Source organism: Lentilactobacillus rapi DSM 19907 = JCM 15042 (assembly GCF_001436255.1).
In the GTDB taxonomy this organism is placed as follows: Bacteria; Bacillota; Bacilli; order Lactobacillales; family Lactobacillaceae; genus Lentilactobacillus; species Lentilactobacillus rapi.
The window spans coordinates 1-20,752 of record NZ_AZEI01000021.1; the positions used below are offsets into that span (position 1 = coordinate 1).

Consider the following 20,752-nt stretch of genomic DNA (forward strand, 5'->3'; position numbering starts at 1 on the left):
GTACAATAAAAGGCTGCAAATGAATTGCAACCTTAGTCGGCACTCAACTATGTGCACCTTTAGAAATATTAAAGTGATAAGGCACTCTCCCAGTGTCATTCGTCATTCCGTGAGCATGATTAATGATCAGTGCCAAACAACCAACAATGTAATCAGCTTGATTTTTGTTGGCTTCCTCAATAAAGCGTTTATCTTCATCGTTCAGATGGATTTCTGTGACACCGCTGTTCACGTTTAGAATTCGTTTCTTGGGATCGTTTACCATTCCGCATTCTCCTTTGTTCTTTCAGCCACCGTTCCAGTTCGCCATCGATCCGAGCTTCTTCTTTGCAGATATAGCCGAATTTAGTATGCAGCATTCTCATTCCACTGATCGCCCCAAAACATCCTTGATTTTTTCATACAGTGGCAAAACCGGAATTAGTATCAAATCTAAATTTTTAACCTGCTTGAGCTTTGGCTGAACCTCGATCGGTAATTGCTCCCATTTCTTAACAGCGTAGAGTTTCAATATTTCATCAAGCACATAACTAAAGTTTGGACTAATGATGTAACCATCTCTGCCGTCTGATGGCAAAGTAACCGTAGAAATATACCGGTGCATTCGATTATCTGTGAGCCAACTTTGTAACAGTCTCGCTGAGCTCTCAGCTTCCCCAACGCTGAGTGGCTGTTTAGATATATATATTGTCGCCTCAATCACGCCGTCGCCTTTGAAAGCCATTTAATCACCTCGTTTTAGTCTCATTAGCTAAAGTTAGCCTCATAGATTCAATAAGGCTTCTGATGTTTCCATACTCTTCTTGAATTGCGATATTTAGAATTGCTAATTCATCTTTTGAAAGAACATTTACTAAGGAATCAATCTTCTCACCATCAAGGGTACAATCTGCCTGGAGTGTTTCTAGATAATATTCAGGTATATCCGGGATTGTTGAACGCATATCTACATGAACCAATCCCTGTGATGAGGGAAAGTCGAAGCATATTTCTGCGAGTGGTTCATTAGTTAAACCCTTCTTTCCAGCAAGCAACGCGTACTGTTTCTTATTTTCAATCATGTTTTTACTCATTTTGATTCCTCCATTTTTAAACCAGCCAAAATTGACCTTATTAGAATCCTATGTACGAAAAAAGTCCACGTTTTCCGCCGCAGGCTTCGTTAACTCGCCGGTTATCTCACTAGACACGACACTAAAAATTTGTTGGCGAGTTATGTATGTGCTGTTGGCGAGGTTTCCAGTCCAACAATGACGCTTTTCACCGCATGGCTACTCACGCACTATTCGATGCGCATCATGAGCGCACCTGCCGACCGATCTATGTAAGTGCCACTGGCGAGGTTGGTTTTCCAGTCCAGCTTGGCGCCGCTTTCCGTAAACGACGTACTTTTGGCATCCTAGCGTATGCACCAATACGCTTATGGCCACCTAGTTGCTATGTATTTTGTTGGTTGGCTTGCTTTGTTGTTGAAAAGTATTGTAGTAATCATATTTGGGTGGTTTTATGACATTGATGTTGAAATCTTGAAAATAATCGGAGAGATTATATATGGAGTACCAACCAACAATGTTGCCAACGGGAATCGGACCCGCTTATATGCCACCAGACAGCAACTAGTAAACACTGCTATTTTTATATCTTCCACAATACCAGCGTAACCCTATATATCGTGCTTTTCCTGCGATCATTCTGCGGTGTTTCTGCGGTGATTCTGCGATTTATTTTTGCCGTCAGGCTTGAAGATATGTAAATCGTCCAAATAGTATGCATCCGCAAACTCTAAAAAAGCTTTGTTCTTGTAAAAGTAGTACCGGTTCTCCCCATATCCCAGGTCATTCATAAGCTGGTAGTCATACGGCTTGTTGTACGAAAAGTACAACCGTTTGATAATCTTCTGAGACATATCAGTACAGTGCCCCAACGCCTGCACCGTCCGTTCCAACACCTGCTGGGCATACAAGTGTTTGACGATCGTCTCCTCAGAACTATTACCATGTTGCCCGCCCTTCGGCATGTCCGAGATAACCGGTGACTTAATATCGATGATATTCTGATGCGCATACCGCTCCATTTTAGGAATTGTATGCTCAAAGAAAGATTTCACCTGCTTAACCGTCGCCTTTTCATCGACCTCTGGAAATAGTGATTCAAATCCGTGATAATCCAATAACAGCGCTCCCTTTCCCCTTTTAATAAGCGATTGTGAATGATATAATTAATTCGAATGTAAATCATCACAATTGCGGAGCTGCCGGGGAACTGGCGGCTTTTTGTTTACCATAAAATCCCGATGGCATATGTGCGTATAATGCCACTTTCTGAATAATAAAGGCCTCATCAGTCAGGATTGCTTTAAAGCCATGCTCAAATAGCCAGTTTTGGATAAATGATGCAAACCTATCGTTGAATTTGTTTAGATCAATTTCTCGAAGCCGATCTTCGTGTCGATAAAACATATCAGTAATATTAACGGTCGCGGTATTGTCTCCCTTTTTCGCTTTCTCTAGGATCAAATTGTTAATATCGTCATAAATACCACAGTCTTTAGCGAAGTTGTCGCATTGCCGATTCAGCTTACTCGCTACATCACTGGAAATGTTTCTTGCTTCTTTTGCATTAATCATCTACTCACCTCGTTTATCAGTTGATCAAAACATAGATTGCCATTCCGATTGAGAATCCCGCCAGGCTAATCACTAGCAAAAACAACGTTGGCTGCAACTGACACTCTTTCCGAACTGCTAATACCAGCTGTAAAAGAATTACTGCTACATCAATGCTTATCATTATTGACGCTATGATCAATCGCATTTACTTCACCTCGTTCCACAAGCTAGTTAGATGTTCTATCTTGTATATCCTAATCGGACCAGTCAGTGCACAAAAACGTGGTTTTGTTGGGATTGCGTATTGTTGTGTTAGTACTGCGTTAATTCCTTCTGGAGTGTCATAGAATCGTTCAACATGTTCATCATCCGTATCAATTCTAATTCGCTGGAAATCTTTAACTGCAGAGGCAAGATATTCACTACCTTCAAATGTGTCGGACTGAAGAAACATTTCAACATCATTAAAAACAGCAACTGGCTTTAACTCTTTCTTCTTGATAAGCATTATATTGTAATCTCGCTCAGTGTTATCCAAAACACGTTTGATTGGCTCGATTTCAGCGTAAAACCTGACATTTGATTCAGTATTAATACTGTTTCTGCCAAACTTATAATAATGTCGCCATACATATATAAGATTCACTATGACCGATATAACCAAAGAAACAACAATGGTCTTTAAAACCTCCATCTAATCACCTCCTAAAATGAATCGTATGCGTGGCTCATGTCGTCGAGAAACTCACGCTTGTTCATTGACTTGTGTGACAGATAGCCAACTGCCAGAGCCGCTAAAGCATACACACCGTCTTCATCTTGATTTCCTTGCACTTTAATGCCGTCTTCCATCAGTGTGATCAACACATGTGGCGAATCGTCCATCACCTGAATGCTCAATTTACGGTCGCCTACTGGGTTCGAAACAATTCGACCGGATTCCTCTGCAGACTTTATATATTTTTCCATACGTTCTTTCAGCTCTTTGATGGCTTCCTGAATTTTTTGATCATACTTTTCCATCTAATTACCTCACTTTAAATACTCATCGACTGTCATGTGTGTATGGTGCCGCCGGTTATATTCATCAAGGAATATTTCAATCAATTTTCGATCACGAATCTTGTCCCCAGGGTAGATAGTCATTTGTTCCGGCAGTAATGGAAACGGCATATCAAACCAAGCAACATCTTGATCCTTATCAAAAGGATATTTTCGGCGAGCTTGTCGTGCAGTGTGCCACCAATCAAAGTAATCCTCATCAGTCATCTAATCACCTCAAAATATCCACTGATAAACCAGCACAAACGCCCGGATGACAAACAGCATACATACTCCGAAAATCATGAGCCAAAATAGGCAACCGGTTATGGCTGATAAAGTATCTAGGAAGTCACGAAGCTTACTCATCGTCTAACTGCCTTCCGCACATCGGGCAATAATGGATTGTTTGCCGCTTAGTGCTGGTATAATCCAAATCAACATCGGTATAAAAGCTCTGAGCCATCAAACTATTTTGATAAATCCAAACGGTACATGTATTGTCAGGTAACGAGTCCGAAATCAGATCAACCCTGCTCATCGCTGTATTGTGGCAATACGGGCAATTCTTCTGTTCATTAGTCATTGTCTTCACTCACAATCTGGCCTTTAAAAGGTTTACTAGTTTTCTCAACTTCTGCCCTGGTCTCAAATGGGTACTGTTCGCTTGTGGATACGCAATATTCTGATAGCACAGCACTTGGTGCACTCCACCCATTACCGGCAACGGTTTTAACATCGTTACTAATCAGATATGAGCCGTTATCTAATTTGAATCCATATTTAATATCATGCCGTTCATCAATTGGCGTCCGACTGTACTTATAGACCAGTTTTTGCAATTTTAGGCGTTTATCCGTCTCGAGATTCCAGGTGTAAATATTTTCGTAATCAGTTAATGCAAGCCCGTCATCTATAATGCGCAAAATTGTTTCCTGTTCTGAATCATTTTGTACATAAATGTCCCTGCCGTCTTTAAGCAAGCTTAATCCCAACGTTTCAACGCCCTGTTTAAATTCTGAATATTTCATTTTTCATCCTTCCCATTTTTAGCCAACCGTAGTAACTTTTCATCAAGCTCTGACATAAACTTGTAGTCTTGGTCAGCGGAATTCACACGGTCATAGAAGTACAAATCAAAAGCGTCGGCGATCGATTTAAGCTCCTTACCTGACAATTCAATCTTCACTTTTTCACTCATTTTTCTGCCTCCTGATATTCTTTAATCACCACATATGCATGGTGTACCCGTTCGTCACTCCACGTTTCAAAATCCGCTCGCATTTTCATGAGCACCTCAGAGTATCCTTTGAGCACTAGCCTTACATAGCCTCTTTCAGTTTTGGGCTTGCTCATCTAATCCACCTTCTCATAAGTTTTTCGGAAGTCCGTATTAAATAACACAGTATTGTCACCGTTTGGCTCAGTAATTATCCAATCACCAACAGCCACATTCTGCATTCCGTGACCATTTGGAAATGAATATTCTTCCGTAGAATAACAATCTCCGTTTTCTAATCGCTTATGTGGTTTACTTGATCTCATGATTTTGTATTTCTTTAGTTGCTCATCAGACCCATCAAACCGTTCAGCTTCATTTGTTGCTATTTTTCGGTATCTAGTCATGTTCACCATCACTTTCTGAAAGCTTAACGTCCGCCATCTTTTCACTATCAAAGACCACCTTCGGCATCTGACTGTCTTTGTAAAAAGTTACATAAACATCAACATCCGAATGCGGATACTGCATTTTTCCAGTAGGATGATCCACATACTTCTCGGTATAATCAACATGCATACTCAGTTTCAACAATTCTGGAAAATAGGTGTACAAGCCTGCCAAGCCACTACCTACAATCCCACCAATTCCCTGCAGTAAAATCCCAAAGGTGCCGTCATAAGAAAAACTATTCAACGTGAAGCGGACGGCCTTACCTGAATCGATCGCCTGACCGATAGCGTCTAAAATCTTGCCGCACTTGGCATCCTCTTTCTTTTGCTTGGGTGTGCGATTATCCGAGAATTGAAGTGCCTCACTATCCTCAAAGCCGTGTAATTCGTGCCGTTTACCATCACTGCCCTGCATGGAAATGGTGAAATTATCTCTACTCATTTTCCAGCTCCTTACATACGTCAAGTATCACCGCATTACGTTCTTTACTACTCAAATGGTTATAAGCAATCCGCTCTTGGTTCTGTACGGATCCCCAGTTGCGCCAGATATGGACAATGGCGCTGGTTAAATCCTGGTTGCGCCCCTCGCATTCTTTGAGCAGATATCTCTTATAAACTTTTTGACCGTAATTCAATTTCTCAGTCAATCTGACATCCCCATTCTTTCCGCAATTGTCATAATTACTGGAACCGTAACCGAATTCCCAGCCTGCTTGTACAGTTGGCTATTACTCATTCCACACTGCTGTGCCTTATCAAACGCCCAATCGGGGAATCCTTGCAATCGCCAGCATTCTTTTGGAGTTAACTTGCGAATCCTAGTCGGATTTGTCATAACACCATGTCGATCTTGACCGGTTAGAGTAAACTCTGGCTCTCCGTTGGTCTTAAACCTCCGACCATTTTGGCGTTTATTAATTCGGTCAGGGGTTAACACTGGAACCGCTATTTTTGGCTGACGATTACCACCAGTCATTGTGTTAAGCGTTGGTGAAATTCCGTCAGGATCATAAACATCACGTGTTCCAAAGCCTTCGTCTTTTCTACCATCTACCACCCTTTTAATTGCAACCTGATTAGGGCCTTTATAGTCACGGGCGGTTAAGGTGGTTATAATGCCTTTTGGGTCATAGACATCATGACTTTTGTAGTTGGTTCTTGATGTATTGGCAACCACGCTTATTTTGTTTGGCTCAGTAGGGCTACTGCTTTCTTGTCGGATAGGAAATACTTTTCGGGTACTTCGTCCTCTAAGATGTCCAATAATGAAGAGCCTCTCCGTGTGTTGAGGAACGACTTCGGCAGAATCGAGAACTGACCATTCGAGGTCATACCCGATTTCATCCAATTCAATTTGAAGCTTGAGGAAGTCAAACCCTCGGTTAATACTAAGTAGGTTTTTAACGTTCTCAATGAATAAGTAGCTGGGTCGATCTTCTCCCTGGAGGTCTCTAATAAGGCTTGTAACTGTAAAAAATAGTGAACTACGTTTCCCTTTGGTGATTCCTTGCCGCTTTCCAGCGACCGAGATGTCTTGGCATGGGAAGCCGAAGCACCAGCAATCTGCTCTGGGTAATTCATCAGATTTAACTGATCGTATGTCATTAGCATTCCACACTTCTTTCTTGTCAAATATGGCTTGGTAACTCTTCCTAGCAAACTTATCCCACTCTGCCCAGCCAACACACTCATGCCCTGCTCGTTCCATTCCTAGTCGGAAGCCACCTATGCCGGAAAATAAGTCCAAAAATGTTAGTTTAGAAATCTCCATCATCTCCTAGCCAATCCAAAGTAAAATTCCAATCGTAATCACGCAGGCAACTAAGCCTAGGCGATTCATTCTATGTTTCTCTGCTCTCATTTTTGTTCCTCATGTGTTCGTAGCTCTACTTCTACTCGTGGATTCTGCTTATCCACGCTAAATTCATCGTGATAGTCACCAATCTGCTGCCAGCCGTCATTGTCGATCAAACCGGCTTCCATCATGCCGTCCTGGATAAATTTGATGGCAAACCGGATGTTATCTTTGTCCTTACGCTTGCTAGATACAAACCAGTGCACGTAAATGTCAATCTTGCCGGTAACCTTTAAGCCACGGTTCATAGCAGCTTTGGCATACATCGAGCAGACATAGGTTGCTTGTTTCTTAACTTTGGCACCGGCAAACCGATTGCGCCGCTGCTCATTAACGTATTCATTAAGCGCTGGCAACTCTTGTGGAATCGTAAAACTATTAATCACTATCAACTCCAATCAATCTTTTGTAATCGCCTTCTTAGTGGGATAATTGACTTATTCCAACTAAAGGAGGTGATATTAAATGTCAACTCAATATGCTCAATCTGTTTGTCTTAACGGACATCAGCAATCGGATAGTCTCTCTTGGGGAGCCCAGGTTGATGGCTTTTGCAAAGAATGTGGTGCCAAGTTAATTAGCACCTGTCCTTCTTGCAAAAGTCCTATACCCGGTTCAATCGACCCCAATGATTACAACAGCGGTGTGTTAGTTCTAGGCGGCAATACTGAAACGCCAGTTCCAAAATATTGCAATAATTGTGGCAAACCATATCCATGGACACAAACTGCTATTGATGCTACGAAGGAACTCATCAACATGTCAGATTTAAGCTCAGATGATAAAAAATCATTTGAGAACTCCATCCCAGATTTGCTAACCGAGACCCCAAAAACCAAATTAGCAACCACGAAATTTAAAATATATGCTTCTAAGGCAGGGGTTACGATTGCAAATGGTTTAAAAGAAATTCTGATTGATGTAGTTTCTGAATCTGTTAAGAAAGCGATTTGGGGAGTCTAGCCCCGCAATATTCGCAATAATTACCAGGATGCGTAAAATGCTTACATTTCGGGCATTTTATGTATCCTTTTCTTTTTAAAGCGGCTGTGTAAATAAAATCCGGAACCTTAATCTTGATTAGAACAGATTTCATTGTCTATCCCCTTTCATTCAGCAATCACTGCATCCCTAAGCCTGACAAGTTGCCAGCGTGGACTGTCATGTTCTTGTAGAAACTTCAGCCGCTTGTTAGCTCGCCAGCGTTGCCGGTAAAGCTTTGAATCATGTAGAATAATTTGTTGATCTTCGACAATCACGGCTTGGTATCATTCCAAGTCGTTCAAATACTCAAACTTTGGTGGCATGGCGCTTCCTCCTTTTTGGGATAAATTCCGGGTGTTCTTCGCCGATTTGCCGCAGTAGCCTGGCTTCAGCAATGGTCATGCGGTCATGGGTGATCACATACGGTCGATCTAATCTTTTAGGATTCTTCCCGGTTGATTCTGTCTTCTGGTTCATTTCGCGTGCCACATCATTACGGTGTGGCTGGCTCTCAGTCAGTGGCATCCACGTCCCGACTTCAATGGCTTTGTAGCCCATCTTTCTCGTCTTCTTTCTTTTTCTGCATTTCAATTGCGTGATCGTAGTCTAAGTAGTCCTGGGCGCTGAGTTCTGGATTCCAGATGATGTTCTTGATCAAGCCCTCGTCGTACTGGCTGAGCATGGTCATCATGGCAAACAGCCGGAAAATCTCTTCGCACTCGGGTCCGTATTGCGTGCCACCATTGCGAACGACTGCCCGCATCTGATCCTGATAACGCGTTAACAGCCAATCTGGATGGGGCTGCTCCTTAGCTAATTTCTGCATCTCGTTGGCCCAGGCAATTTTAGTCATGATGACGCCTCCTCAGTACGCTTTAAAGCAGCCAGCTGTTTATCAAGCTGCGCCTGTTGTTCTGGAGTTAAGCCCTGCTGGCTTGGTGGCTTCGGTTGATCATCATTTGCCCAGTCCGGCAGTGTTTCTTTCTGGTTGACCTTTTGCCCCTTTGGCCCTGGTTGCTCAGGCTTCATGTCGTACTCGTCCATCCACCGTTTGTTTTCTAGCCAAGTGTCAGGATTAGCGGTATAGCCATCCTCTTTATGCTTAACGTGCAAGTACTTCTTGTAGCGCTCAATGCCGTCAATGATCTGGTCTTTAGTAGCTCCAGAATTGAGACCATCAACATAAGCCTCAAATGCAGATTCGAATTTCTGCTTTTTAGGGAACTTGGGCCAGACTTCGAGCGTAAATTCTTTCCGCACGCTGTCTTTAATATTGTTTTCTTTACTTTCCTTTTCTTTACTTTCCTTTCGTGTACTTTCTGCATCAGAAACTTCACTTGTATGGGAGTTATTGTCATCATTAACCTCACCTTGAGGGGGGTTATTGTATACATTAACTAACAAGTTGTAGGGTTTTTGTATACAGAAACCCGATTTTCGTTTGGATGCTTTTTGGTATCTTTTCTGAATCCCTTTCGATGTTAAGATCGAATATTTCTTAAAAAGTGTTTCATCGAAGAAATCGACATGGATCGCTTTGTTCACCAATTCGTCGACAGCCGCTTCACTAATACCAACATCGTCAGCCACTAGGAAACGGACGTCATCGTCCCACTTCATGTAATACCCATGATCTCCATAAATATTACCGAGCAGGTCAAGGAGGACGGCGATTGATTGCGGTCCATTTGATCTCATAATTTTTCGAATCTTAATATCATGAATGATATCTGTATCAAGGGGAAAGTAATCCAAGCCTTCTTTGATTGGACGTGCCATTACTTCACCCCCTAATAAAACGGAATTGCATCAATATCAACAACATCGTTCAGCACTTTGTTAGCACGACAGTAGTCGCAGTGCCCACATGCACGAGGCTTCTCACGCCCCTCTTTGACCGCTTGAATATGCGGCTGATCAGCTTCAATCTTTTCCATGCTCTGATCCATCAAGTAATCAGGAATACTTAGAAGTGCTTTGTCAGGTACACGTTGCTTAGAGACGGCAATGATCAATGGTGTACAGTCAACTCCAAAGGTTTGCTTAATCAGTTCTTTGTACACCGCCATTTGCATGTCATACCCACGAGCCTCCGCGAAGGAGACCGGCGTACGTTGATCGGGCAACCAGTGCTTCTTGTGGAAGTCATCAACTGTCTTGAGGTCATAGAACATATGATGCTCTAAATCCAAACAATCAATTTTGCCGCGCCACTTAACGCCGAAGAGGGTACCAGTAACGATCACTTCTTTATCACCTTGATAAATCTGCTTGAAAGTGGGGTCATGATCTAGTGCTTTAATCATTTTGTCAGCATCCAAATACTGTTTCTTGAGACCTTTTTCTGGCTTACCATACTTGCAAATATCCTCAGCATGGTCGTCAATGAACTTCTCGTGTGCCGGTTGGCTTTCGAAATATGAATGGAGATAGTTACCGACTAACAACGGCGTTTCGTCTTGTTGAGACGCCCAGTCACCTTTTAACTCGGCCAGCGCCTCAGCTTCACATTGTTCGAACTTCCAGAACCACGATTTCGATTGGGTTTGCCAATCCTGATCAGTGGTATAGTAATTTTCCTTTGTTAATGAATCACCGCTGTTTTTAAACGGCTGAGAACCTTGTAGATACTCAAGCGAAACATTAAAGAAGTCTGCGAGCCGTTTCCAAGTGGACAGTTTAGGCTCTGTCTTGCCAAGCTCGTAATTACTCAAAGTGCCGCGCTTGATGCCAACTCGGTCTTGTAACTCAGTCAGCGTTAGATGGTGCTTCGTTCTTAGCTGCTTCAGCGGACTCGGCTGCTTTGAGGCTGTCGAAGAGGCTGGCTTGATCGGCCTTGCTGTCAGTTTTCGGCTTTTGGTTGCTGTCGTCATGTTTTGCATCCCCCTTCTGCTCGTGTTTCTTCAAGAATCCATCGACCGGATCTTCATCTTTGATGTCAATCACATCGTCCTTAGATTCTGGGTGATTATCTTTCGGCTGGTCGGACGCGGCTGGCTTTTTAGTTGTTACAAAATCAGCAATCGTTTTCTTGCCACTCTCTTCTGGCGTAACGTCCTTGCGGCGAACATCGCCGTCATACTCGTTAGACGTTGTGCGATTAATCGCATCTACCAACAAATCTGAATCATCCGATGTGTTCAGGAAGTTTTTAGCAGCTCGATTGATCACGGTTCGCTTTGCCATCTCACCAGGGAACTTCTTCTGAACCGCGCTGGTATGAGCTTGGGACCAACTGGTATCAATTTGTTTCTTAGTCATGACCGTGTAGACCTGCTCACCGTCGGATTTTTCAATGACAGCATAGACACCAACAATCGGCTTGTCTAAGTTCTCAAAAGATGGCTTAAACTTCGACACAATCAACCGGCCGGCTTTCGCGCCAATCTCGAACTCATCACCTTGGTGAACCACTTCGGCCCAGATATCTTTGACGTTATTCAAACGCTTCAAAGCCGCTTGGGTACCAAAATATGAACGTTGTAGCGTGACCTTGTTGCTGTAAGGAATGAAATAAACTTGATCCTTAGCTGGCGTTAAGCCTTGAACCACCATATCGATTAATGAATTAGCAATTGAATCCTTGGTGCCTTTTTGTAGCAGGTTGCCACTGGGTGAATTAGTCATGGCATAGAATGCTGACTTTAAAGCATTCGCCGGATTGTAATTCTTAGGTGTTGCCAATCCTTGTTGCCGTAAATCATCTAATTTTGTATTAATTTGATCAGTTAAATCTTTCTGTAAAACTGCTAAATTGTTAGCCATTACAATTCCTCCTCATAGTCTGAATGAAAATCTTCCATCGGCCATTCCCAGTATTCTTTAGTGGCATCGGGCTGATACTCTTTAAGCTCACTCACGGCCTCACCATAAGTAATAGTGTGACCGGCACCGTATGTTTCATCTAGCCAGGCATTGATTGAATCTTCATCGTCCTCAATCCAGTCGCCATCATCAAAGAGCGATGGCACATGCCAGTATAGCTGTTGGTCGTCCATCACTTCGCCGTCGGTATCGTGATAGTCTCGTTTCCATTCATTAAGCTCATATTCGTAAGCGTACCGGCGGTTATCCATGTCATAGATCATGCCAACCACCTCGCTAACCGTTGCAGTACGCTTGGTTTGGGAGTACTATAAATGTATAAGTTAATTTGATTTGCTCCCAATCGAGTGCTTGAAGCGTTTAGCAATGCCAGTTGCTGATCGCTTTTTTTGTTGTCTTGAAAAGTGTCGGTCCACTCTTTCATCGTTTCTCGATCTAATCCATCCATAAAATTACCTCCTATTCCCAAAAGTGTTTTGGATTCATAATGGTTCCAGTCACTGCGCCACCTAACAGAAAGATTAAGATTTCAGTCGGGTGGGTCATCAGCCAGTAACAGCCAACTAAAAGTGCTTCATACATACTTCCCATCTCCTTTATGCAAAAATCTGTTGCCGCTTGAAATACTTGATACATTCCTCGCGGTTGTACTTAGCCTGTCTTCCTTGAGGCACTCGTGGACAATCCTTATAAAATTTATCGAAAGTTTCCGTGCTACACTTAAAAACCTCATCGCAAACTTGTTCTTTAGTCAGCGTTTCGTTTTTATATTTCTCCTGCAAAGCCTTAGTAACCTGTTCAGTTATAGGAGGAACAAGCTGCTTGATAACCGCTTCAACAAGGCTTCCTTCATCAACATGGTCAAGATTCACTGTAACTTTCATGAACAATCCCTCCTTGTGGCCGATCTAGAATCCACTGTTTAATCAAATTCACAATCGAAAGTTTCATGCTGTTCTCACTGTCCGTTTCTTCACTGAGCTGCTTCAAGTAGTTATTAACTAACTGAATATCATCAGTGGTAATCGATTCACTCGGCTTGTTAAAAATCAGATTAACTTGATCTTGCAACGCTTTCCGCTCGGATTCTTCCTTACAGGCTTCGATATAGCGTGTCTGCGGAATATCAATGCTTACTTTATCTGGCGAAAGTAACCGCAAACCGCAAAGATACTCGGCAACTTTGTATCGAAATAGGTCATCATCTAAATAATTCATCAGCTCCAGCAGGCGACTTAGCGGAATATCACGATCCCCCGTCAACCAATTAGTGATGTTCGATTTAGACATGTGCATCTCTGCTGAAATTTGTACTTGCGTATACCCCGATCTAGTTATGGCATCCTTAACTTCCCCTCGAATATCAATGCTCATTTATACCGCCTTCTATTCCATATTTTGTGTAATTCCAGTAATTCTAATTCAGCCTTTAAATCAGTACGATTATGATAGTGAAACTGATAACTCCTGGCGCATGTCGTCAATCTTTTCGGCAACTTCTTTAGTAGTAAGTTTTGTAACGGCTTGAAGGTCGCCATCATTCAAATGTTTCAGAAGTTTGCGATTTTGCTCAGTGTATCGAAATGAATTTGCAATGATGTAATCGATCATTTCTTTACGTGTCATTGGATCACCTCCCTTCAGTTCCTTGAAAACTAAATAACTAATTACCAAAGCTTTCTCTGAACTCTTCAAAAGCTTGTTTAGCTTGTGGCAGCATGTCGTCACTTAAAGCATTCATATTCTTTAGATTTAGCTTTAAGCGAATGGCAGCATAGACACCATTGATAAGCGTGGTGGCTTTGACGTTCTCATTGGCACTTGCCTTTGACCATTGCGATAGCTCACTACGAAATTGCTTAACTGCGTCAGAATCTCTGGATTTGTGTCCATAACGTTGATCAAGAAACTGAATTTGTTCTGCCGTAAATGGTTGCTGCATTACTGAACCACCTCCTCAGACAATTCATCGGTGGTAACGCCTAATGCTTTTGCCAGCTTCTTGGCAGTCTCATATGTTAGGTTCGTTCCAGATTCAATGGCGCTGATTGTGGTTTGAGGAACGCCACTTTTGTCAGCTAATGCTGACTGGCTTAAGCCCATTGCTTGACGCAACTCTCTAATTTTCAATTTATAAGTCATGTAAATGCTCCTTCCTAGTTACTAATATATTGGTAACATGACTATATAATAACTAATGTATTGGTAGCTGTCAACAATATATTAGTAATTATTTTGCTTATTTACTTTAGAATGAGGTTAACAATATATCGTTAGGAGCTCATATTATGGAAACAGACGGAAATTTAGTTGCAGCACATTTATTGGAATTACTGAATAAACAAAACTTAACAATTAATAGGATTGCCAACCTTGCTGGTCTTAGTCAGTCAACCGTGAATGCAATGTTTGAAGGTCGGAGTAAGCGACCAACGATTACAACTATCCGTGCAGTCTGTCGTGCTCTTGGCATCACCGTTCACGACTTCTTCGACTTCCCACCCTACAACGAGGTGGAAAAATGATAGTTCTTGTTTCACATTGGTTCACTAATGCTGATGTGTGGAAAACGATAGGCATGTATGCTGTTCCTGTGATCAGTGTCTTTGCTAGTTATTTAGTTGGTAGACTTCAAAATTCTTTGCAGCAAAGACAATCGGTCAGGAAAGATCGGTATAACAATTTTTATCTTCCAATAATCAAAATTCTTATGAGAGGCAAATATTGGAACGTTAAGCCGTATCAAATCCATTCCGCTGTAGCCAAGAATTTTATGCCCACTTTAGAAAAACATCTGGAACTAGCCGATACAGAAACGGCTGAGAAATATTATCTCTTCTTAAGCTCCTTGATCGATTACGAAGTTGACCTTGGTATCGAACAGGACGCAGTTGAAAGTTCTAAGATCCCAGGAAACGTTATCGACCCCTATGTCATCCCCAAAACACATAAGGAATCTTACAATCAGTCTTTTAATGCATTGGTACGGTGCATATTACAATCAGGTAGCCAACTATCAAATAAGCTGCGATATCCAGACCTAGCAGCGACCATTTTAGCCAAGTACGTTGAACGAGAGAATAAATAAAGATCCCAGTAAAACCAAATGCAAGACTTATTAATTGAATTAAAATAGGATCCATTTAAGCATCCTCTCGTAGTCGTGTGACTTGATCGGCTGTTTTACTGTTGTGGACTGAATGTAAAGCTTTTTCCAATTGCTTCAAATAATCATTTGAGAATTTATTCACCTTGGATTCTTGTGTACAAGTATTTTCGGTCATTACGCTTTCACCTCCCTGGCTTTAAGAAGCTTGTTGGCAAAATATTGCTGACCTTTGCCCGTAATCAGCGGTGTGAAGCGATTAACCGATCCATGATGTGTAGTTATCACAGATTCACGGATTGCCATGACACCAAGGTCTAAAGCATATTGCGTTGGTGCGTTATAGCGTTTGCCAGATGCAATCAGGTAACCGTGCTTTCTTAACCACTTGAAGAACCGGTTCTGGCCAATGTCGATACCATTTTGTTTTAGGATATTGGCAAACGATCCAACCAAGATATTGTCGTTCGATGAGCTAACAGCCGTTCCCAGTAAAGCTGGAACTCGAAGCTTCTTATTCTCATCAGCAAGTTGCTTACGTTCCAAGTACTCTTGCTTCCAGCGATCAGCTCGTTGGATTGGATCGTCGATCATGTAGGAATCCTTCGATTGATTGGTAATTTCCTGCTCCATATGGTTGAAAGCTTGAATATATTTGAGCTTGAAAGTCAGCGCTCCTTTTCCTGTAAATCCCATTGCCAGTAATGTGAAACCATCACGATTCATGTAATAGGCTTTTCGATCTCGTCCATATGAATCGGGAATGTTTGTCTCTGCAAACATCTCCCCAAAATTGGGTAGATCTTCTTGAAACTGTTTAATGTCACGGATTACATGGTCATGACGCTTATTAAAGTTTTGGGCAATACTTAAGCTACTCGTTACAGCCTTCTTATTTTTCATGATTACTAGGTCATCCATTATGCTTTCACCTCTTTGATTCTACTTAGAGTAGCTAAAAGCTTCAAAAAAAATTTCCTCTTTAGGCACACCGAAGTAATCTTCAATTTTCTGCATTTGTGCCGGTCTTGGCGTGCGCTTACCTCTTTCCCATGCCCCCAAGGTTCTGTCGTTTGTGTTTAGAGCTTTAGCAAGTTCTTTTTGAGTCATAGATTTCTTGGTTCTCAATTCAGCTAATTTGTTATTCATAATATCGCCTCGCTTTTTAACTACTCACAGTAGCTTTATTGACTATTATACTAAACTACTTTAAGTAGGAATGCAACACTTTTATCTACTTTTTGTAGCTTTTTATCTTTTTGACTACTAAAAGTAGTATTATCGGTTCTGAAGAAGGAGGTTTCTTACTATATGTTTCCTCAAATACTTAAAAAATTACGAGAAGAACGTGGGTATACGCAAGAATATGTTGGAAAATATGCCCATGTATCGTCAAAAACCGTTGGTGCCTGGGAACGTGGTACAAGGCAGCCTTCTATTGAGGCCGTGACGTCCCTTAGCGCTTTGTTTGATGTCACTACTGACTACTTGCTTGGGAACACCACTTCTAAGCATGGTAAGGCTCCTAAATGGGCAAACGATCAAGACAAAAAAGACCTCAAGCAGTTTCTGGAGGACAATGAGAATAGTTATACGTATGGGGGTGACTCTTTAACTGATGATGAACGAGAGCAAGTTAGGCATGTTCTGGAAGGAATCTTCTGGAAACACCAAAAGCACGAATAATTTGGCTATCAGAGCAATCGAAACAGTTATTGGCCGCTACCAGACCGCTGACCCGTTTCTTATTTCTCAAAAGCTTAACGTTGAAATTGATTGGGTGAATTTTGGCGTACACCCATTAGGTGAAACAACTTATTTCAAGAAACAACCTATTGTTCTTTTAAATAAACGCATTCTGTATTCACCGCAAAGGTTCTTTACCATGAGTCATGAGTTGGGGCATGTCATCATGCATGAGGGATTTGGTGGTTACCAGACTGGCAGATTGAGCTATGGTGTTTTGGAACGTCAAGCTAATGAGTTTGCAAGTGGCTTAATTGGTATGCTTTATGTAGAGGAACATGGGACAAAACCAGACACCTATGGTGAACTGGTACATGAATATGGCTCACCTGTTGATGAGTTAGATTAATTATTGGAGGGATTACATATGAGATTTAAACAAGGATTAATGTTAGCAGTAACAGCAATAGCTTTTGGGGGCTTGATATCAGTTAATACCATCACTGCTAGTGCTAGACACTATACAAGAGTACCATCCTCACTTCAAGGAACTTGGTACCACTACGGATCAGGAAAATATAGTAAACTGCACGCAACCGAGTATCATTTCAACACTTCCGGAATCCATCTATCTGGAGCAAGCTTTCCTAAATATGCTCGTGGTCACAGTCAGATGTTCGTTAGTAAAAATTCAAAGGGCTATTACAATATCGGGAAGTACGCGACTGATGAATGGCCTTATTGGAAAAAAGTAACTCACAAGAGTAGAACTGCGTTGCGTGAACTTATTTGGCGCGGGCCTAGCGGCTATGACACATATTATTGGTATCACAGCAAATCTATTGCTCGACATCCATCACCCAATTATTTGCCACCTGAGAAAGTCTACTGGCTGGACGACTATAGTTATGCTCCTACAAATCTCAAGGAATGTGTTGGTCAAACAGTTTATACATCGGATTTAACTGACAGCGATCTTAAAGTTGATCTATTTAAAACAAAGGACGTTTTTGGCGATAATGACACCGGAATAAGTATCAAATATCCAGGGGTTGAATTGCATCTTGATAAGTTAACATCGTATATTGGTATGGGCGTTGGACAGGTTGATTATAATGGTCAAACCTACTATGTAGATGCTGATTCGGAGTCAACCGATATAGTTCCTTATAATACTATTCGTAGTTCCGGAGTGGTCCAATCTTCATGTAAACCAACTGATAAAAGCAATGTGGTGTTAAAGCATGGGCAACAGGTTCTCACAAGTGACCTGTGGGAATACATCAACCCTGAAAACGGTCAGGAGACTGATTATTCGTACTCCAACAAAAAGGACAAATGGTATGTGGATAATTTGTAATTTAGTCTAGCCCACCGATCTGGGCTCTTACTAAAGCATTGAATATTCTGCCCTGGCGCCAAGCGATTGGTGCCCTAGCACTGGGTAAATTCAGGGGAAAGCAAGTGAAATATAAGAATTACTTTAACACAATATATAATTTTCTGATTGGTGGGCTAATTACATCGCTCATCATGCAGGCCATTGTCAATAAAGGGTTTTCAATGTGGTTACTATACTGGCTGATTGTATTTGTAATTTTAACTTTCTTTGCTTGCTTCATTCAGCTTATTCTTAGCCTTCTGGCTGTCAATAAAGAAAATCATAAGTTAATCCAAAACAATATTGGCATCAAAGAAGACCGAAAAAGACTCCTTGAAGACAAAAAAGATCTTATGGATCGAAACGACCGATTAGGTTTGGAGATTTCGATGTTAAAATTTATGGTTTCAACAAAAAGTATTGGAGGCAATAATGAAAATCGTAAAGATAATTGATAGCAGTCATGTTGTTATCGATGCTGGTGAAAATGATGGCATTAAACGTGGTCAACAGTTCCGAATAACTGGTAAAGAAAAATCAGATGTAACTGATCCCGACACTGGTAAATCACTTGGCGAATTGAAATACATCAAAGGTCATATTCAGGCTAACACCGTTTATGAAAAAATGACGGTTTGTACTTCAATTCCGAAAGCGCAAAACTCCCTTGATATTCAGTCAATGTTTAGCCGCACCATACTTCCCTCGTTAAACATTGATGCAGATGAAATTACTGGCGGTGTTGATTCTAAGGATAAAGAAATTAAAGTTGGTGATGAAGTAGTCAAAGAGCTCGGCTAATGAATTCCAGAATGAATCGTCTGATCAATTAAATAGAGCGATTTGGCTTCATCTGAATAAGTCGCAATTGCTTCACTGTACGCATCTTCACTGGAAATATTAGGATTAGTAGCTTTAATGATCGTCGTTAGTAAATTGACAGCTTCCCAGTAATCTAGTGAATTCCAAAACTTGTTGACCTTGCTTTCACCATTTCCTTGGCTAGCATCGATTTTATGTTTAAACATGGCTAGTGACCTCTTTTTTAAGCTCATTATACATCAATTTATTTTATATTAATCACACTTAATATAGATATCATCTATGATAACTGCCCAACTTGGGCTTTTATTTAACAATCCAAAAGAACATATGTACCCCTATTTATGTATTTTACTTAGCAAAATTCACATTTGAAAGGATTTGATTATTATGACAAAAGAAGCACATTGGAAGCCAATGCGCCGTCACCCCAACGTTTATGAGTATCAATTAAAGTATGGGAAAAGGTATGGTGTCCGTTTCACTTACTACGATGGTGAACATAAACGCCACGAATACAAAAAAAGTGGTTTTCAAGATTGGAAAGAAGCGGAAGTCACCCTACACAAATTTCAAAATCAGCTGGATAACGGTTTTGCGAATACGCTGAATAATCATAAAATGACGGTTAACCAGTACTACGAGAAGATCAAAAAGCGTTCGGTGGAAATTGGAAAGTGGCGGCCAGCGACTGTCGCGCAAAAAGATACCTATTTTAAAGTCCACATCAAGCCGGTTTTTGGCAATATGCCTTTGATTGACATTACTCGTGAACGTTATCAGCACTTCATTGATGAAAAAGTGAAATCTGGATTAGCTAAAACAACAATCAATACTATGAATTCAGTCATGCAAGTCATCATGAACACGGCTGACCGTAATGATGTGATTGTCAAAAATCGTTTGAAAAACATTTCTATCGAAGGCGCTAAAGAGCCTAAACCTGCCAAACTAGAACCACAGGACTATCAAAAGTTTATGGAAACGGCCCGAGATTATCTAAGTAAATACTGGTATACATTGATCTGTTTGCTGGCGCTCGGTGCCAGACGAGAAGAAGTCGTTGGTTTGCGCTATAAGTCGCTCAAATTCTTCAAACAGAATGACCAGGAGATTTGTGAGATTACTTATGATCTAGCACGCACTAAGTATGAGCAAACTGGTGGAAAATTGAAAAACTTCTCCAGTTATCGTACCAATTACGTCACTGGTGAATTTGTTAATCTTCTAAAGTTCACACTTCAATACTCCAAGAACATCTGTACACAGGTTGGCCGACAATTTGACGATGATTCGTTTTTGTTTATTCGTGAAGATAATGCCCAACCCATTCATCCAGAATATCCTAACAAGATACTCAACCAAGTCGAACGAGCGTGTGGCATCCATATCTACCCACATTTACTCCGCCACTACTTTGCCACAATGGCCCGCTCAAACAATTACTCCCCCACTGACATTATGCACTGGCTGGGACATTCATCCCTTGAGATGACAGATTCTTATACCCGCCCAACTGCGCAAGGGGCTTTGAAGCTCATTAATGAAATGAATCCCACCCTATTTGGTAATAATGAATCCAAGAATAAAAAATAGTGTGGCAGATTCTGTGGCAGATGGCCGACTTGCCACAAAAATTGCCACCTAATTGCCCACACACATCATTTTAGATCGAGCAACAGAAACAAAAAAATCGCCTTACACCGGCAGTTAATGTCGATGTAAGGCGATTGATTTCGATATAAATGTTGCTTTACTACTTAAGGGTA

General features: G+C 41.4%; 41 protein-coding genes. 9 read left to right on the plus strand and 32 right to left on the minus strand.

What is annotated here, in order from left to right; genetic code table 11:
- Nucleotides 1-43: 43 nt before the first annotated feature.
- The 15 genes from FD12_RS03300 to FD12_RS03365 form a co-directional block, all read right to left on the minus strand.
- A complete protein-coding gene (locus FD12_RS03300; RefSeq protein ID WP_056981669.1) occupies nt 44-265 on the minus strand; it encodes a hypothetical protein in 222 nt (73 codons plus the stop codon).
- A 96-nt stretch (nt 266-361) separates the two neighbouring features.
- Nucleotides 362-724 (minus strand): hypothetical protein, encoded by a 363-nt coding sequence (locus FD12_RS03305; protein WP_056981671.1) that lies wholly within the window; start codon nt 722-724, stop codon nt 362-364.
- 4 nt (nt 725-728) lie between these two features.
- On the minus strand, nt 729-1,073 hold the full coding sequence (locus tag FD12_RS03310) for a hypothetical protein (RefSeq protein ID WP_054748006.1): 345 nt from the start codon (nt 1,071-1,073) through the stop codon (nt 729-731).
- A gap of 614 nt (nt 1,074-1,687) precedes the next feature.
- Nucleotides 1,688-2,170 (minus strand): ArpU family phage packaging/lysis transcriptional regulator, encoded by a 483-nt coding sequence (locus FD12_RS03315; protein WP_225427263.1) that lies wholly within the window; start codon nt 2,168-2,170, stop codon nt 1,688-1,690.
- Nucleotides 2,171-2,237: 67 nt separating this feature from the next.
- Nucleotides 2,238-2,627 carry a hypothetical protein gene (locus tag FD12_RS03320; RefSeq protein WP_054748011.1) on the minus strand — a complete coding sequence of 130 codons (390 nt, stop codon included), beginning with the start codon at nt 2,625-2,627 and terminating at the stop codon, nt 2,238-2,240.
- Between the two features lie 187 nt (nt 2,628-2,814).
- The gene (locus tag FD12_RS03325) at nt 2,815-3,303 is read right to left on the minus strand and encodes a hypothetical protein (RefSeq protein WP_054748013.1); all 489 of its coding nucleotides are present in this window, start codon (nt 3,301-3,303) and stop codon (nt 2,815-2,817) included.
- Between the two features lie 11 nt (nt 3,304-3,314).
- A complete protein-coding gene (locus FD12_RS03330) occupies nt 3,315-3,632 on the minus strand; it encodes a hypothetical protein (RefSeq protein ID WP_056981674.1) in 318 nt (105 codons plus the stop codon).
- Nucleotides 3,633-3,641: 9 nt separating this feature from the next.
- Nucleotides 3,642-3,878, minus strand: coding sequence for a hypothetical protein (locus FD12_RS03335; protein WP_054748018.1), 237 nt, complete (start codon nt 3,876-3,878; stop codon nt 3,642-3,644).
- 350 nt (nt 3,879-4,228) lie between these two features.
- Complete coding sequence (locus tag FD12_RS03340; RefSeq protein WP_054748020.1) at nt 4,229-4,681, minus strand: hypothetical protein; 453 nt, start codon at nt 4,679-4,681, stop codon at nt 4,229-4,231.
- Nucleotides 4,678-4,851 (minus strand): hypothetical protein, encoded by a 174-nt coding sequence (locus FD12_RS13830; protein WP_156404064.1) that lies wholly within the window; start codon nt 4,849-4,851, stop codon nt 4,678-4,680. The genes FD12_RS03340 and FD12_RS13830 overlap by 4 nt, the downstream gene beginning before the upstream one ends.
- A 155-nt stretch (nt 4,852-5,006) precedes the next feature.
- On the minus strand, nt 5,007-5,276 hold the full coding sequence (locus FD12_RS03345) for a hypothetical protein (protein ID WP_054748022.1): 270 nt from the start codon (nt 5,274-5,276) through the stop codon (nt 5,007-5,009).
- Nucleotides 5,269-5,763 (minus strand): hypothetical protein, encoded by a 495-nt coding sequence (locus FD12_RS03350; protein WP_054748025.1) that lies wholly within the window; start codon nt 5,761-5,763, stop codon nt 5,269-5,271. The genes FD12_RS03345 and FD12_RS03350 overlap by 8 nt, the downstream gene beginning before the upstream one ends.
- Nucleotides 5,756-5,971, minus strand: coding sequence for a hypothetical protein (locus tag FD12_RS03355; RefSeq protein WP_054748027.1), 216 nt, complete (start codon nt 5,969-5,971; stop codon nt 5,756-5,758). The genes FD12_RS03350 and FD12_RS03355 overlap by 8 nt, the downstream gene beginning before the upstream one ends.
- Complete coding sequence (locus tag FD12_RS03360; RefSeq protein ID WP_225427262.1) at nt 5,968-7,098, minus strand: DNA cytosine methyltransferase; 1,131 nt, start codon at nt 7,096-7,098, stop codon at nt 5,968-5,970. Before FD12_RS03360 ends, FD12_RS03355 begins: the two co-directional genes overlap by 4 nt.
- Before the next feature lie 83 nt (nt 7,099-7,181).
- Nucleotides 7,182-7,565 (minus strand): RusA family crossover junction endodeoxyribonuclease, encoded by a 384-nt coding sequence (locus FD12_RS03365; RefSeq protein WP_054748031.1) that lies wholly within the window; start codon nt 7,563-7,565, stop codon nt 7,182-7,184.
- Between the two features lie 79 nt (nt 7,566-7,644).
- On the opposite strand from FD12_RS03365, the gene FD12_RS03370 reads away from it, so the two are divergent.
- Nucleotides 7,645-8,142, plus strand: coding sequence for a DUF2321 domain-containing protein (locus FD12_RS03370; protein WP_054748033.1), 498 nt, complete (start codon nt 7,645-7,647; stop codon nt 8,140-8,142).
- Between the two features lie 327 nt (nt 8,143-8,469).
- Here the strand turns inward: FD12_RS03370 and FD12_RS03375 are convergent, their stop codons facing one another.
- From FD12_RS03375 to FD12_RS03430, 13 genes are all read right to left on the minus strand, one after another.
- Complete coding sequence (locus tag FD12_RS03375; RefSeq protein ID WP_054748035.1) at nt 8,470-8,721, minus strand: hypothetical protein; 252 nt, start codon at nt 8,719-8,721, stop codon at nt 8,470-8,472.
- Nucleotides 8,702-9,016, minus strand: a complete 315-nt coding sequence (locus FD12_RS03380; protein WP_056981677.1) for a hypothetical protein — start codon at nt 9,014-9,016, stop codon at nt 8,702-8,704. The genes FD12_RS03375 and FD12_RS03380 overlap by 20 nt, the downstream gene beginning before the upstream one ends.
- Complete coding sequence (locus FD12_RS03385; protein ID WP_056981679.1) at nt 9,013-9,942, minus strand: DUF4373 domain-containing protein; 930 nt, start codon at nt 9,940-9,942, stop codon at nt 9,013-9,015. The genes FD12_RS03380 and FD12_RS03385 overlap by 4 nt, the downstream gene beginning before the upstream one ends.
- 11 nt (nt 9,943-9,953) lie before the next feature.
- Nucleotides 9,954-11,009, minus strand: coding sequence for a PD-(D/E)XK nuclease-like domain-containing protein (locus tag FD12_RS03390; RefSeq protein WP_235809035.1), 1,056 nt, complete (start codon nt 11,007-11,009; stop codon nt 9,954-9,956).
- Nucleotides 10,912-11,928 (minus strand): recombinase RecT, encoded by a 1,017-nt coding sequence (locus tag FD12_RS03395; RefSeq protein WP_054748041.1) that lies wholly within the window; start codon nt 11,926-11,928, stop codon nt 10,912-10,914. The genes FD12_RS03390 and FD12_RS03395 overlap by 98 nt, the downstream gene beginning before the upstream one ends.
- Nucleotides 11,928-12,251, minus strand: coding sequence for a hypothetical protein (locus tag FD12_RS03400; RefSeq protein ID WP_056981681.1), 324 nt, complete (start codon nt 12,249-12,251; stop codon nt 11,928-11,930). The genes FD12_RS03395 and FD12_RS03400 overlap by 1 nt, the downstream gene beginning before the upstream one ends.
- Nucleotides 12,248-12,436, minus strand: coding sequence for a hypothetical protein (locus FD12_RS03405; protein WP_054748045.1), 189 nt, complete (start codon nt 12,434-12,436; stop codon nt 12,248-12,250). Before FD12_RS03405 ends, FD12_RS03400 begins: the two co-directional genes overlap by 4 nt.
- Nucleotides 12,437-12,447: 11 nt before the next feature.
- The gene (locus tag FD12_RS14285) at nt 12,448-12,570 is read right to left on the minus strand and encodes a hypothetical protein (RefSeq protein ID WP_263862402.1); all 123 of its coding nucleotides are present in this window, start codon (nt 12,568-12,570) and stop codon (nt 12,448-12,450) included.
- Between the two features lie 14 nt (nt 12,571-12,584).
- Entirely contained in the window at nt 12,585-12,872 is a 288-nt protein-coding gene (locus FD12_RS03410; RefSeq protein WP_054748047.1) for a hypothetical protein, read from the minus strand.
- On the minus strand, nt 12,850-13,362 hold the full coding sequence (locus FD12_RS03415) for a helix-turn-helix domain-containing protein (RefSeq protein ID WP_054748049.1): 513 nt from the start codon (nt 13,360-13,362) through the stop codon (nt 12,850-12,852). Before FD12_RS03415 ends, FD12_RS03410 begins: the two co-directional genes overlap by 23 nt.
- Before the next feature lie 69 nt (nt 13,363-13,431).
- The gene (locus tag FD12_RS03420) at nt 13,432-13,614 is read right to left on the minus strand and encodes a hypothetical protein (RefSeq protein ID WP_054748051.1); all 183 of its coding nucleotides are present in this window, start codon (nt 13,612-13,614) and stop codon (nt 13,432-13,434) included.
- Nucleotides 13,615-13,651: 37 nt separating this feature from the next.
- Nucleotides 13,652-13,930 (minus strand): hypothetical protein, encoded by a 279-nt coding sequence (locus tag FD12_RS03425; RefSeq protein ID WP_054748053.1) that lies wholly within the window; start codon nt 13,928-13,930, stop codon nt 13,652-13,654.
- Nucleotides 13,930-14,130 (minus strand): helix-turn-helix transcriptional regulator, encoded by a 201-nt coding sequence (locus FD12_RS03430; RefSeq protein ID WP_054748055.1) that lies wholly within the window; start codon nt 14,128-14,130, stop codon nt 13,930-13,932. The genes FD12_RS03425 and FD12_RS03430 overlap by 1 nt, the downstream gene beginning before the upstream one ends.
- Nucleotides 14,131-14,276: 146 nt before the next feature.
- Between FD12_RS03430 and FD12_RS03435 the strand changes: the two genes are divergently transcribed.
- Both FD12_RS03435 and FD12_RS03440 read left to right on the plus strand, forming a co-directional pair.
- Nucleotides 14,277-14,513: a helix-turn-helix domain-containing protein gene (locus FD12_RS03435; RefSeq protein WP_054748057.1), complete on the plus strand. Its 237-nt coding sequence runs from the start codon at nt 14,277-14,279 to the stop codon at nt 14,511-14,513.
- Complete coding sequence (locus FD12_RS03440; RefSeq protein WP_054748059.1) at nt 14,510-15,076, plus strand: hypothetical protein; 567 nt, start codon at nt 14,510-14,512, stop codon at nt 15,074-15,076. The genes FD12_RS03435 and FD12_RS03440 overlap by 4 nt, the downstream gene beginning before the upstream one ends.
- A 55-nt stretch (nt 15,077-15,131) precedes the next feature.
- Here the strand turns inward: FD12_RS03440 and FD12_RS13835 are convergent, their stop codons facing one another.
- Genes FD12_RS13835 through FD12_RS03450 form a run of 3 tightly spaced genes read right to left on the minus strand, consistent with a single transcriptional unit; the run spans nt 15,132 to nt 16,243 of the window.
- Nucleotides 15,132-15,272 carry a hypothetical protein gene (locus FD12_RS13835; protein ID WP_156404065.1) on the minus strand — a complete coding sequence of 47 codons (141 nt, stop codon included), beginning with the start codon at nt 15,270-15,272 and terminating at the stop codon, nt 15,132-15,134.
- On the minus strand, nt 15,272-16,015 hold the full coding sequence (locus FD12_RS03445) for a Rha family transcriptional regulator (protein WP_056981682.1): 744 nt from the start codon (nt 16,013-16,015) through the stop codon (nt 15,272-15,274). Before FD12_RS03445 ends, FD12_RS13835 begins: the two co-directional genes overlap by 1 nt.
- A gap of 21 nt (nt 16,016-16,036) precedes the next feature.
- The gene (locus FD12_RS03450) at nt 16,037-16,243 is read right to left on the minus strand and encodes a helix-turn-helix transcriptional regulator (protein ID WP_054748063.1); all 207 of its coding nucleotides are present in this window, start codon (nt 16,241-16,243) and stop codon (nt 16,037-16,039) included.
- Nucleotides 16,244-16,405: 162 nt separating this feature from the next.
- Between FD12_RS03450 and FD12_RS03455 the strand changes: the two genes are divergently transcribed.
- From FD12_RS03455 to FD12_RS03475, 5 genes are all read left to right on the plus strand, one after another.
- Complete coding sequence (locus tag FD12_RS03455; RefSeq protein WP_056981683.1) at nt 16,406-16,780, plus strand: helix-turn-helix domain-containing protein; 375 nt, start codon at nt 16,406-16,408, stop codon at nt 16,778-16,780.
- A complete protein-coding gene (locus FD12_RS03460) occupies nt 16,737-17,189 on the plus strand; it encodes an ImmA/IrrE family metallo-endopeptidase (protein ID WP_054748067.1) in 453 nt (150 codons plus the stop codon). Before FD12_RS03455 ends, FD12_RS03460 begins: the two co-directional genes overlap by 44 nt.
- Nucleotides 17,190-17,207: 18 nt before the next feature.
- Entirely contained in the window at nt 17,208-18,140 is a 933-nt protein-coding gene (locus tag FD12_RS03465; RefSeq protein WP_056981686.1) for a hypothetical protein, read from the plus strand.
- A gap of 104 nt (nt 18,141-18,244) precedes the next feature.
- The gene (locus FD12_RS03470) at nt 18,245-18,616 is read left to right on the plus strand and encodes a hypothetical protein (RefSeq protein ID WP_054748073.1); all 372 of its coding nucleotides are present in this window, start codon (nt 18,245-18,247) and stop codon (nt 18,614-18,616) included.
- Nucleotides 18,594-18,962: a hypothetical protein gene (locus FD12_RS03475; protein WP_225427261.1), complete on the plus strand. Its 369-nt coding sequence runs from the start codon at nt 18,594-18,596 to the stop codon at nt 18,960-18,962. Before FD12_RS03470 ends, FD12_RS03475 begins: the two co-directional genes overlap by 23 nt.
- Here the strand turns inward: FD12_RS03475 and FD12_RS03480 are convergent.
- Nucleotides 18,959-19,189, minus strand: coding sequence for a hypothetical protein (locus tag FD12_RS03480; RefSeq protein ID WP_054748077.1), 231 nt, complete (start codon nt 19,187-19,189; stop codon nt 18,959-18,961). The genes FD12_RS03475 and FD12_RS03480 overlap by 4 nt on opposite strands.
- A gap of 184 nt (nt 19,190-19,373) precedes the next feature.
- Between FD12_RS03480 and FD12_RS13485 the strand changes: the two genes are divergently transcribed.
- A complete protein-coding gene (locus FD12_RS13485) occupies nt 19,374-20,579 on the plus strand; it encodes a tyrosine-type recombinase/integrase (RefSeq protein WP_082622153.1) in 1,206 nt (401 codons plus the stop codon).
- The last annotated feature ends 173 nt before the right edge of the window (nt 20,580-20,752 follow it).

Excerpts from the sequence above, each read along its gene's own strand:
- FD12_RS03310 (WP_054748006.1), bottom strand. The coding sequence starts at position 1,073 with ATGAGTAAAAACATGATTGAAAATAAGAAACAGTACGCGTTGCTTGCT.
- FD12_RS03305 (WP_056981671.1), bottom strand. The coding sequence starts at position 724 with ATGGCTTTCAAAGGCGACGGCGTGATTGAGGCGACAATATATATATCT.
- FD12_RS03450 (WP_054748063.1), bottom strand. The coding sequence starts at position 16,243 with ATGAATAACAAATTAGCTGAATTGAGAACCAAGAAATCTATGACTCAA.
- FD12_RS03380 (WP_056981677.1), bottom strand. The coding sequence starts at position 9,016 with ATGACTAAAATTGCCTGGGCCAACGAGATGCAGAAATTAGCTAAGGAG.
- FD12_RS03330 (WP_056981674.1), bottom strand. The coding sequence starts at position 3,632 with ATGGAAAAGTATGATCAAAAAATTCAGGAAGCCATCAAAGAGCTGAAA.
- FD12_RS03375 (WP_054748035.1), bottom strand. The coding sequence starts at position 8,721 with ATGGGCTACAAAGCCATTGAAGTCGGGACGTGGATGCCACTGACTGAG.
- FD12_RS03360 (WP_225427262.1), bottom strand. The coding sequence starts at position 7,098 with ATGATGGAGATTTCTAAACTAACATTTTTGGACTTATTTTCCGGCATA.
- FD12_RS03460 (WP_054748067.1), top strand. The coding sequence starts at position 16,737 with ATGTTCTGGAAGGAATCTTCTGGAAACACCAAAAGCACGAATAATTTG.
- FD12_RS03395 (WP_054748041.1), bottom strand. The coding sequence starts at position 11,928 with ATGGCTAACAATTTAGCAGTTTTACAGAAAGATTTAACTGATCAAATT.
- FD12_RS13835 (WP_156404065.1), bottom strand. The coding sequence starts at position 15,272 with ATGACCGAAAATACTTGTACACAAGAATCCAAGGTGAATAAATTCTCA.
- FD12_RS03435 (WP_054748057.1), top strand. The coding sequence starts at position 14,277 with ATGGAAACAGACGGAAATTTAGTTGCAGCACATTTATTGGAATTACTG.
- FD12_RS03410 (WP_054748047.1), bottom strand. The coding sequence starts at position 12,872 with ATGAAAGTTACAGTGAATCTTGACCATGTTGATGAAGGAAGCCTTGTT.
- FD12_RS03405 (WP_054748045.1), bottom strand. The coding sequence starts at position 12,436 with ATGGATGGATTAGATCGAGAAACGATGAAAGAGTGGACCGACACTTTT.
- FD12_RS03425 (WP_054748053.1), bottom strand. The coding sequence starts at position 13,930 with ATGCAGCAACCATTTACGGCAGAACAAATTCAGTTTCTTGATCAACGT.
- FD12_RS03345 (WP_054748022.1), bottom strand. The coding sequence starts at position 5,276 with ATGACTAGATACCGAAAAATAGCAACAAATGAAGCTGAACGGTTTGAT.
- FD12_RS03465 (WP_056981686.1), top strand. The coding sequence starts at position 17,208 with ATGAGATTTAAACAAGGATTAATGTTAGCAGTAACAGCAATAGCTTTT.
- FD12_RS03475 (WP_225427261.1), top strand. The coding sequence starts at position 18,594 with ATGAAAATCGTAAAGATAATTGATAGCAGTCATGTTGTTATCGATGCT.
- FD12_RS03445 (WP_056981682.1), bottom strand. The coding sequence starts at position 16,015 with ATGGATGACCTAGTAATCATGAAAAATAAGAAGGCTGTAACGAGTAGC.
- FD12_RS03430 (WP_054748055.1), bottom strand. The coding sequence starts at position 14,130 with ATGACTTATAAATTGAAAATTAGAGAGTTGCGTCAAGCAATGGGCTTA.
- FD12_RS14285 (WP_263862402.1), bottom strand. The coding sequence starts at position 12,570 with ATGTATGAAGCACTTTTAGTTGGCTGTTACTGGCTGATGACCCACCCG.
- FD12_RS03350 (WP_054748025.1), bottom strand. The coding sequence starts at position 5,763 with ATGAGTAGAGATAATTTCACCATTTCCATGCAGGGCAGTGATGGTAAA.
- FD12_RS03335 (WP_054748018.1), bottom strand. The coding sequence starts at position 3,878 with ATGACTGATGAGGATTACTTTGATTGGTGGCACACTGCACGACAAGCT.
- FD12_RS03480 (WP_054748077.1), bottom strand. The coding sequence starts at position 19,189 with ATGTTTAAACATAAAATCGATGCTAGCCAAGGAAATGGTGAAAGCAAG.
- FD12_RS03370 (WP_054748033.1), top strand. The coding sequence starts at position 7,645 with ATGTCAACTCAATATGCTCAATCTGTTTGTCTTAACGGACATCAGCAA.
- FD12_RS03340 (WP_054748020.1), bottom strand. The coding sequence starts at position 4,681 with ATGAAATATTCAGAATTTAAACAGGGCGTTGAAACGTTGGGATTAAGC.
- FD12_RS03325 (WP_054748013.1), bottom strand. The coding sequence starts at position 3,303 with ATGGAGGTTTTAAAGACCATTGTTGTTTCTTTGGTTATATCGGTCATA.
- FD12_RS03420 (WP_054748051.1), bottom strand. The coding sequence starts at position 13,614 with ATGACACGTAAAGAAATGATCGATTACATCATTGCAAATTCATTTCGA.
- FD12_RS13485 (WP_082622153.1), top strand. The coding sequence starts at position 19,374 with ATGACAAAAGAAGCACATTGGAAGCCAATGCGCCGTCACCCCAACGTT.
- FD12_RS03400 (WP_056981681.1), bottom strand. The coding sequence starts at position 12,251 with ATGATCTATGACATGGATAACCGCCGGTACGCTTACGAATATGAGCTT.
- FD12_RS03415 (WP_054748049.1), bottom strand. The coding sequence starts at position 13,362 with ATGAGCATTGATATTCGAGGGGAAGTTAAGGATGCCATAACTAGATCG.
- FD12_RS03455 (WP_056981683.1), top strand. The coding sequence starts at position 16,406 with ATGTTTCCTCAAATACTTAAAAAATTACGAGAAGAACGTGGGTATACG.
- FD12_RS03440 (WP_054748059.1), top strand. The coding sequence starts at position 14,510 with ATGATAGTTCTTGTTTCACATTGGTTCACTAATGCTGATGTGTGGAAA.
- FD12_RS13830 (WP_156404064.1), bottom strand. The coding sequence starts at position 4,851 with ATGAGTGAAAAAGTGAAGATTGAATTGTCAGGTAAGGAGCTTAAATCG.
- FD12_RS03385 (WP_056981679.1), bottom strand. The coding sequence starts at position 9,942 with ATGGCACGTCCAATCAAAGAAGGCTTGGATTACTTTCCCCTTGATACA.
- FD12_RS03320 (WP_054748011.1), bottom strand. The coding sequence starts at position 2,627 with ATGATTAATGCAAAAGAAGCAAGAAACATTTCCAGTGATGTAGCGAGT.
- FD12_RS03300 (WP_056981669.1), bottom strand. The coding sequence starts at position 265 with ATGGTAAACGATCCCAAGAAACGAATTCTAAACGTGAACAGCGGTGTC.